We start from the raw sequence: 9,102 nt of genomic DNA, 5'->3' as shown, positions 1-9,102 counted from the left end.
GGGGCATGCTCCCCGGCTCGGTCCGCCATCCATGGCGGACTCGCCGCCGCAGGCCCGTGCCGCTACGCGGCCCGGTCCGGCCCGGCGCAGCGCGCCGGGCGTTCGCACAGGCCGCGCGGCAGTGCCGCGCAAGCGGCCCGTGCTCACCCATGGCCTGCTATCCGCATACCCCGGCCCGGACGCCGCACCGGCGATTTTGTGTTGCTGGTTTCTTCAACACCACAGATCGGCACCGATGCTTCAGCTAGAGCGAATCCCTTCTCCCGTTTACGGGAGAAGGTGCCCGAAGAGCCTGCCCCCGAGTGTTTTAGTCGGGGGGCGGATGAGGGCGCTCTTAGCATCTCGCCAAAAGCGCCCTCACCCCGCAAGCGGGAGAGGAAGCATCCGGCATACGAAATTGCTCTCGCGTTACTTCCACGCCAAAGAGGAGAACTGCGGGGATTTGCTTTGGCTGTTGTTATCGCTACACCGCATGAATCTCGCGAAGAAACTTTTCTTCCGGCGTCGTGCTCTTTCGAAGCCGGCCAGAGCGGCTGCGGGCGTCGTGGTGTGGGGGTCGCGGAGAGCAGACCAGGGATGGTCTGCGGCCCTGACTCCGGCCATGGATGGCCGGACGGAAGGGCGGAGCGATCCCCGCGCCGCGGCGCCCGCTCCCGCGCGGCCTGCCGAAGCTTCTGCTTCGAGCTCGGAGGACTCTCCGGCTTCGGCAGCACAACACCGCAGCCGCTAGAACACCCGCATCACCAGAAGCTCGCGTACAGCGCCACCAGGATCGCGACCACCGCGAATGCACCGATGTTGAAGGTGGAGGACGTGGCGTAGCGCACGTCTTCGGTGTGGATGAAGTCCTTGTCCGGCGCACGCGCCGTGAACAGCGACACCGCCACCGCGAGCGCGGTCGCCAGCAGGAACACCAGGCCGACGCGATCGATGAACGGCAGGGCCGGCCAGGCCAGCTTCAACACCACCGAGAGCACGAACGAGCCGATCGCCGCCGCCATCGCGCCGGCCTCGTTGGCGCGCTTCCAGAACAGGCCGAGCAGGAAGATCGTCACGATGCCCGGCGTGAAGAAGCCGGTGTATTCCTGGATGTACTGGAACGCCTGGTCGAAGCTGCCCAGCAGCGGCCGCGCCGCCAGCACCGCCAGCAGCATCGCCACCACCGCGGTGATGCGCCCGGTGCGCACGATCTGCCGCTGGCTGTGTTCGCGACCCAGCCGGGTGTAGAAATCGAGCGTGAAGATGGTGGAAATGGAATTGGTCATCGACGCCAGCGAGGACACGATCGCCGCGATCAACGCTGCGAACACCACGCCCAGCACCCCGACCGGCAGCAGCGACATCATCGCCGGATAGGCGGCATCGGGACGCGGCAGGTCCGGCGCCAGCAGCACCGCGGCCAGGCCCGGCAGCACCACGATCACCGGCATCAGCAGCTTCAGGAACGCGGCGAACAGCACGCCCTTCTGCGCCTCGCCAAGGCTCTTGGCCGCCAGCGCGCGCTGGATGATGTACTGGTTGAAGCCCCAGTAGCTGATGTTCATCACCCACATGCCGCCGAGCAGCACGCTCAGGCCCGGCAGGTCCTTGTAGAACGGGTGATCGGGCGAGAGAATCATGTGGAAGTGGCCGGGAATCTCGGTGCGCAGCCGCTCGAACCCGGCCAGCACGCCGGCGCCGTCGGAGAGGCGGTCCATGGCGATGCCGACCAGCAGCAATCCGCCAAGCACCAGCAGCGTGACCTGCACGATGTCGGTCAGCGCCACCGCCTTCAGGCCGCCGTAGATCTGGTAGGCCAGCGCGAACGCCGCCAGGCACAGCAGCGCGGTGGTCTGGTCGATCCCGGCCACGTACGAGATCGCCAGCGAGCCCAGCCACAGGATCGAGGTCAGGTTGACGAACACGTACAGCCCCAGCCAGAACACCGCCATCAGCGTGCGGATCCGGCTGCCGTAGCGCCGCTCCAGGAACTGCGGCATCGTGTAGATCTCGTTGCGCAGGAAGATCGGCAGGAAGTACTTGGCCACGATCAGTAGCGTTGCCGCCGCCATCCACTCGTAGGAGGCGATGGCCAGGCCGATCGCGAATCCGGAACCCGACATGCCGATGATCTGCTCGGCGGAGATGTTGGCCGCGATCAGCGACGCGCCGATCGCCCACCACGGCAGGGCCCTGCCGGCGAGGAAGTAATCCTGCGCGGACTTCTTGTGCCCCGCGCGTTCGCGTGAGACCCATTGCGCGAGAATGAAGATGCCGGCCAGGTAGACCAGCACGATGCTGGCGTCGAGGGTGGAAAGGGTCATGCGATCGTCTCCGGGATGGCAGGATCAGACAGGGCGGGATGGCGCTGGCGCCGGGCAATACGACTGCAGGTACGCTTGGTGCGCCGGCAACTGCTCGAGGGTGTGCTCGACCCGGGAGCGGATGTCGCCGAGGAAGCGCGCGAGCTCCTCGTCGCCCATCAGGCCGGCGGCCGGATGGTGCCGCCGTGGCATCACGCCCTGGCCGAGCATCACCTGGATCCAGGAGTTCTCGCCGAACAGTTCGCCGGGCACGTGGAACACCTTGCCGGTCTCGCGGAACAGCTCGATACGCTGGCGCAATGAGGGCGGGATCTCCATCAGCCGGCATGCCTCCCAGTACGGCGTGTCGCGGCGCTCGGTGAGGTTGAAGTGCATCACCACGAAGTCGCGCACGTGCTCGACTTCGGCGTCCACCTGGCGGTTGTAGGCATCGATGTCCTCTTGCACGATCACCGCGGGGAAGCAGCGCAGCAGGTGCATGATGCCGCGCTGGATCAGGTGGATGGTGGTCGATTCCAGCGGCTCGATGAAGCTGCCGGCCAGCCCCAGCGCCACGCAGTTGCGGTGCCAGCACTTCAGGCGCCGACCCGGGCGGAAACGCAGGTGCCAGGGCTTGGCGATCAGTTCGCCCTCGATGCTCGAGGTGAACGCCGCGAGCGCCTGTTCCTGGTCCACGTACTGGCTCGAATAGACGATGCCGTTGCCGACCCGGTGTTGCAGCGGGATGCGCCACTGCCAGCCGGACTCGCCGGCGATCGCGCGGGTGTAGGGCACCGGCGGGCGCACGGCCGTGGTCTGCGCCGCGAAGGCGCTGTCGTTGAACAGCCAGTGCGACCAGTCCTCGAAGCCGACCCGCAAGGCCTGGCCGATCAGCAGCGCGCGGAAGCCGGTGCAGTCGATGAACAGGTCGCCCTCGAGCTGGCTGCCGTCCTCGAGCACCAGGCTGGCGATGTCGCCGGAGTCCGGATCGATGCGGACCCGCGCGATCTTGCCCTCGATGCGCTTCACGCCGTGGCCCTCGGCGAAGCCGCGCAGGAAGCGGGCGTAGCCGGCGGCGTCCATGTGATAGGCATAGTTGACGCCGTTGCGCGGCAGGTGTGCGAAGCGCTCCTCTTCGGCCGCACGCGATTCCAGGCAATACGCCTCGTAGCCGTCGGCCAGGCCGCGCTCGCGCGCGCGCAGCCAGAAGTGCTGGAAGCCGGCGCTCCAATGGTCCTTGCCGGAGGTGCCGAAGGAATGGATGTAGCGGTGGCCGCGCTCGCGCCAGTTCTCGAACGCGATCCCCAGCTTGATCGTGCCCTGCGCGGCGGCCATGAACGCCTGCTCGGAGATCCCGAGCAGGCGATGGAAGGTGACCAGGGTGGGAATGGTGGCCTCGCCGACGCCGACGGTGCCGATCTGCTCGGATTCGACCAGACGGATGTCGAGGCCCTTGCCGAGCGTGCGCGACAGCGCCGCCGCGGCCATCCAGCCGGCGGTGCCGCCGCCGGCGATGACCACGCGCCTGACCGGTCCGCGCCCGGCCTGAGTCGAAGCCGTTGCTTCCAAGGCGTTCCCCTAGCGGTTGAGTCGTTGCAGCAGGCGCGCGCGCAGTTCGCGGGCACGGGTTTCGTCCAGCGGCCCGAGCACGCGCCGGGCGTTCTCCGGGATATGCCCGGCGGTTTCCTCGCCAGGCTCGAACACGTAATGGCGGAAGACCTCCTGCCAGGTCGCGCGCTGCGCCGGCGGCAGGTCGCGCACGGTCATGAGGGCGAGCATCAGCGCGTTCATCGGCGTGTCCATCCACGCCGGCGTCTGGCGCCACCAGTAGTTGACCAGCACGTTGAACGGCTCCAGCGCCTCCATGTGGTGCCACCACATGCTCGGGATGAAGACGGCATCGCCGGGCGCCAGCTCGGCCACGCGTGCGTGATGCAGCGCGTGCGCGAAGCGCGGGAAGCGCTCGAGGTCCGGCGCCGCCGGGTCCACCAGGCTGATCGGCTGCCCGGCCGGCGTGAAGTCGAGCGGGCCGACATAGAGATTGGCCAGCTGCTCCGGCGGAAACAGCGTCACCCGGCGCCGGCCGGCGGCCACGCAGGCCAGGTTGTCGGGCACGTCCTGGTGCGCGGCCACGCGGGTGCGATTGCCGATCCAGATGCTGGCCAGCGGCTCGCGACCGCCGAGGTCGAGATCGTTCTCGGCGCGCAGCCCGGGCAGCCAGGTATCGATGGTGGTGGAGGCGACATAGATCGCCGGCGGCGCCGGGTCCTGGGCGTACTTGAGCAGGGTCTTCAGGACCACATCCAGGGGGACGTGCTCCTGGCGGAAGTTGAAGCCGGTCAGCCCGGCGTCGTAGCCGAAGCGGCCGTTTATTTCCGGCGGACCCACGGTCGCCACCACCGGCGGCGCGTCCCGACGCTCGAAGCGCCGCAGGTAGTCCACGGCCGTGGTCGCGGAATCACGCGCCGCTTCCGCCAGCGGCCAGTGCCTGGCCACGTCGCGCAACACCATCGGCTGGTCGCCATTGAGCACCGCATCCGGCAACGCCTGCGGATCGACGTCGTGCAGCTCGGCGATGGGTTCAATGGGCGGAGGCATTGCGACGCCGGTTGCTACGGTCGATGAGGTCGCGGAACCGCGACATGGAGGCGATCGCCATGTAGGCCGCTTCCAGGTGACCGCCGCGATGCAGCCCGGCCACCACGTCCTCCGGCAGCGCGCGCAGCCGCTCTTCGTGAATCACATGGAATCCGGAGAGGCGATGCGTGGTGCCGTCGTGCAACTGCGCGTCCAGCACGAACGGTTCGAGCAGGTCGTGGCGCTCCAATGCCGTGCAGAACGCAGGCGTGGCCTGCAGGCCTGCGTGCAGTGTCTTCAGTACGGAGCGGACACGCTCCAGCAACGGGGCGTTGCCGCCGTGTTCGAGGAACAGCGGCTCGCCCGTGGTCGTGCCCACGCGCGGGCTGTCCAGGTCGATGTGCACCGTCGGCTCGTCGTCGGCGCTTCCGATCAGGAACGGCTGTCGCTCCATCGCCAGTGGCAGGTAGGCGGCGTCCCAGTGGTCGCCGTCGAGAAACAGGTTGTGGCCCCGCTGCAGGCCGAACAGGGCCAGTGGTTGCAAGCCGCCGTCCCGTTGCCGATGGAACACGATCGGGTAGTGCGCCTGGACGTTGCGGAACTCGGCCGGGAAGGTCGGCGCGAACATCACCGCATCCCCAAGCGCATCGCCGCGCGCGGGATCGACGCGCAGGTTGCGGTGGTCGACGACGTTGAGCGGAACGTGGCGGGTCATGTCCTGGGCCTGCACGCGTCCGCCCTTCCCGCCGTGGGCAGGGCGGCGCGTGATGTCCGGCAAGCATACCGTCGGCCGATCCCCACCGTCGTTGGCCAGGCGCGTGCGCCGATTGGGCGGTGCACGCGCTTCAGAACTTGTAGCGGAACCCGAGCATGTAGCGCGGCCCGGTCTGGGTGGCGTACAGCAGCTGGTTCTTGTGCCGGCCGTGGATGCGCACGGTCTCGTCGGTGAGGTTGATTGCCTCCAGCTGCACCGTGAAGTTGTCCGAGAACGCATAGCCGGCACTCAGGTCGAGCTGGCCATAGGCTTCGGTGTAGTTGGGGTTCGGCCCCTGGCCGTCGAACCTGCCGGAGAGGAACTTGTCGCGCCAGTTGTAGGCCGCGCGCACCTGCCACGGTCCCTTGTCGTAGAACGCCACGAGGTTCGCCGAGTCGCTCAGACCCTCCAGCGCGAACTGCTCGCCGAGGCTGTAGTCGTCGTAGGTCAGGCTGGAGTCGACGATCGTGTAGTTCGCCGACACGCCGAACCCGCTTTGCGCGAACACGTGCTGGAGGTTCAGTTCCCATCCGTCCAGGGACGCCGAGCGCTGGTTGGCCGGCGAGGTGATCGCGAAGTTGGCGGTGGGATCGCCCGGCAGGCCCTCGATCGTGCCGGTGGCATTGCCCTGGTCGTCGGTCCCGGCGCGGACGACGCCGGGATCGCCGTCATGGTTGGTGAAGATGTAGTTGCGGATGCACACCATGTCGCTGGCCGCGCAGCCGGAGGCGAGCGCGTTGTTCCAGTAGGCGCCGCCCACCGGGGTGTGCAGGTCGGACGGCGTATCGATGCGCACGGTGCCGATGTAGTTGTCGATGTTCTTGCGGAAGTAGCCGACCGAGAAGTAGCTCGACTCGCCGTAGTACCACTCGAACGACAGGTCGAAGTTGTCCGACAGCAATGGCTCCAGGGTCGGATCCCCGATGTTTCCCGTGCCGCCGGTGACGCGGACGATGGTGTCCAGGTTCAGGCCGCCCTGGATCTGTTCCCATCCCGGGCGGCCGATGCTCTGGCCGTAACTGCCGCGCAGGATCATGCTGTCGCTCAGGTCCACGGCCACGTCGAGGCTGGGCAGCCAGTAGTCGTACTTACCCTCCAGCGTCTCGAGCTGCGGCTCGCCGAACTGCAGGGTGAATTCGTTGGCGGAGCCCCAGACGATGCCGGTGGCCTCCGGCACGACTGCCGACGACACCACCTCGGTTTCCTCGTAGCGCACGCCTGCGGCCACGCGTACCGGCAGCACCCATTCGAAGCTGGTGTCCCACTGCAGGTAAGCGCTGCGCGATTTTTCGGTGGTGCGCAGGTCGCGCGAAAACGCGTCCGGGGCCCGGTACCAGTCCTCGCGGCCGGTCAGGGCGGCGACGTGGTCGCGCAGCCGTTCGAAGTCGAACACCAGGAAGCCGTCGGTGAAGCGCGGATCGTCATGGCTGCCGAAGCTCTCGAAGTAGTCCCCCATCCCGTCGAGCTGCCAGAGGTCGTCGGGATAGTCGGCCGGCGAGCCGACCCCGCCCCACGTGTCGCGCTGCATGAAGCCGTACGCGGTGCGATTTTCGACTTCGGTGGAGGAGACGCCGAAATCGAGCCCCGAATAATCGCCGAACTCGAAACGGCCGTTGATCTGGCCCTGTTCGAGGTCCGAGCGGGTCCGGCTGTTATGGAATACCGAGCCGGTCACCAGGGCCCGGGAGGGGTCGACCTGGGCAACACCGTCCGGGTAACCGACGGTCAGGACGGGGAAGTCGTGGCTGAAGTCGACGGTGGTGGTGCCGCGGATGAAGGCCGCCACGCCCAGCACGCCCGCCGAACCATAAGGGCTGTCGGGCGTGGATTCGGCGCTGGAGTCGTGATAGTCGAATTCGAGATCGAGCGCGTCGGTCACTTCCCATTCGACGTTGAAGCCGAGCGAGTTGTTCTCGTTCCTGGTCGCGAACTTGGCGCCGCCCATCGACAGGTCGGTGTACTGCGGCTGGCCGTCGGCGTTGTAGGTCAGGTGCTCGGAATAGATGATCGGTGCCGCGATCGGGCCGTCGGTCCAGGAGGACGTGCTCGGCCCGAAGTTGAACCAGACCGAAAGCTCGTTGCGCTGCTGCTGGACCTTGTGCTCGGCATAGGTGTAGTCGAGCGTGGCGGTGACACGCTCGGTCGGCGCGTACTGCAGCACCAGTTGGCCATTGCTGCGCTGCCGCTGCACGCCGTTGACACTCATGCCGAAGTTCTGCGGACGCGAGTAGATGTCGTCCGGACCGGGGCGGTTGGTGATGTCCTCGTAGCCGTCCTCGCCGGGGAGCGGCAGTCGGTTCCAGCTGTTGTCGTCGTCGCCCGCGAAGCGGTACCAGCCATTGGCCACCGAGGCCTGGCTGAAGCCGAAGTCACGTTCCTGATAGCTGCCGCTGAAGCCGATGCCGAACTTGCCGTCGGCGAAGGTGTTGCTGAAGATCGCCGACATCTCGCCGGTGAAGTCGTCGCCCTGCAGTGATTTCGGCAGGTTGCCGTTCGAGGTGTCGTGCACCGCCTTCATGCCGACATTGCCGACGAAGCCGGGATTGTCCAGCGGGCGCGCGGTCTTGATGTTGATGGTGGCGCCGATGCCGCCGGTGGGCGTGCTGGCGCGACTGGTCTTGTAGACCTCGATTTCCGAGACCGCTTCCGAGGCCAGGTTGGCGAAGTCGAAGGCGCGCGAGTTGGACACGCCGGCGCCCCCGGGGCCGGTGCGCGAGACCGGCATCTGCCGGCCGTTGAGCAGCACTAGGTTGAAGTCGGGGCCGACGCCACGCACCGTGACCTTCTCGCCCTCGCCGTTGACGCGATCGATCGACACGCCGCTGATGCGCTGCAGCGACTCGGCCAGGTTGGTGTCCGGGAACTTGCCGATGTCCTCGGCGACGATGCCGTCGACCACGCCCTGGGCGTCGCGCTTGAGGTTCATCGACGAGATCAGGCTGCCGCGGATGCCGGTGACCACGATGGTGTCGAGCGTGCTGGGATCCGTCTCCCCGGTGCGCCCGGCCGGATCGTCGGGATCCTCGGCGGCCACCTGCGCCGCGACCGGATGGGCGAGTGCCAGCAACAGGGCGGACGTCAACAGCCGCCGTCTCGGAACGTGATGGTTCATGCATTTCCCTCCCCAGGGTCGCGGATCGTCTGATGTTCTGCTGCGGGCGAGCGCCAGCCGGCCCGACTGCGTGGACCGATTGCACGTGCAATTGACAGCGTTGTCAACCGGGGTGGGCCCAAGCCCGCGGCAGCCGTTCTGGCAGCAGCGGTTTTTCCTGTGGACATGTTGCACTGCAGCTAAAATCGCCCGGCACCGTGCGGGCCGTGGTGCACGCCGCCGCAACGCGCGTCGCCACCGCCCGGCAGGTTTGCGCTATCGAGATGACGCCCAGGCGACGGCACGGACATGCCCGGTGCACGTGCCCGATCGCACCGACGCCGCATCAGAGCGGAAGCGCGGCTGCGCGCTTCCGGAGACCTGTCGGCTGCCGATGC

The 9,102-nt window shown here is 67.5% G+C and carries 5 protein-coding genes; all 5 read right to left on the bottom strand.

Annotated elements, in window-relative coordinates; translation table 11 throughout:
- Nucleotides 1-740: 740 nt before the first annotated feature.
- The 5 genes from FXO19_RS18325 to FXO19_RS18305 all read right to left on the bottom strand — a co-directional run bounded on the left by FXO19_RS18325 (nt 741) and on the right by FXO19_RS18305 (nt 8,725).
- Complete coding sequence (locus tag FXO19_RS18325; protein WP_149196563.1) at nt 741-2,303, bottom strand: sodium/sugar symporter; 1,563 nt, start codon at nt 2,301-2,303, stop codon at nt 741-743.
- A gap of 24 nt (nt 2,304-2,327) precedes the next feature.
- Nucleotides 2,328-3,851: a tryptophan halogenase family protein gene (locus tag FXO19_RS18320; protein WP_149196562.1), complete on the bottom strand. Its 1,524-nt coding sequence runs from the start codon at nt 3,849-3,851 to the stop codon at nt 2,328-2,330.
- A gap of 9 nt (nt 3,852-3,860) precedes the next feature.
- Entirely contained in the window at nt 3,861-4,880 is a 1,020-nt protein-coding gene (locus tag FXO19_RS18315) for a cupin-like domain-containing protein (protein WP_149196561.1), read from the bottom strand.
- The gene (locus FXO19_RS18310; RefSeq protein ID WP_149196560.1) at nt 4,864-5,574 is read right to left on the bottom strand and encodes a SapC family protein; all 711 of its coding nucleotides are present in this window, start codon (nt 5,572-5,574) and stop codon (nt 4,864-4,866) included. The genes FXO19_RS18315 and FXO19_RS18310 overlap by 17 nt, the downstream gene beginning before the upstream one ends.
- A 130-nt stretch (nt 5,575-5,704) precedes the next feature.
- Nucleotides 5,705-8,725: a TonB-dependent receptor gene (locus FXO19_RS18305; RefSeq protein ID WP_149196559.1), complete on the bottom strand. Its 3,021-nt coding sequence runs from the start codon at nt 8,723-8,725 to the stop codon at nt 5,705-5,707.
- Nucleotides 8,726-9,102 lie beyond the last annotated feature (377 nt).

Origin of the sequence: Luteimonas suaedae, assembly GCF_008312895.1 — a bacterium.
Taxonomy (GTDB): Bacteria; Pseudomonadota; Gammaproteobacteria; order Xanthomonadales; family Xanthomonadaceae; genus Luteimonas; species Luteimonas suaedae.
The sequence above is the reverse complement of the archived record's forward strand: the minus strand, read 5'-3'. Positions and strand labels throughout refer to the sequence as shown.

Excerpts from the sequence above, each read along its gene's own strand:
- FXO19_RS18325 (WP_149196563.1), bottom strand. The coding sequence starts at position 2,303 with ATGACCCTTTCCACCCTCGACGCCAGCATCGTGCTGGTCTACCTGGCC.
- FXO19_RS18315 (WP_149196561.1), bottom strand. The coding sequence starts at position 4,880 with ATGCCTCCGCCCATTGAACCCATCGCCGAGCTGCACGACGTCGATCCG.
- FXO19_RS18310 (WP_149196560.1), bottom strand. The coding sequence starts at position 5,574 with ATGACCCGCCACGTTCCGCTCAACGTCGTCGACCACCGCAACCTGCGC.
- FXO19_RS18305 (WP_149196559.1), bottom strand. The coding sequence starts at position 8,725 with ATGAACCATCACGTTCCGAGACGGCGGCTGTTGACGTCCGCCCTGTTG.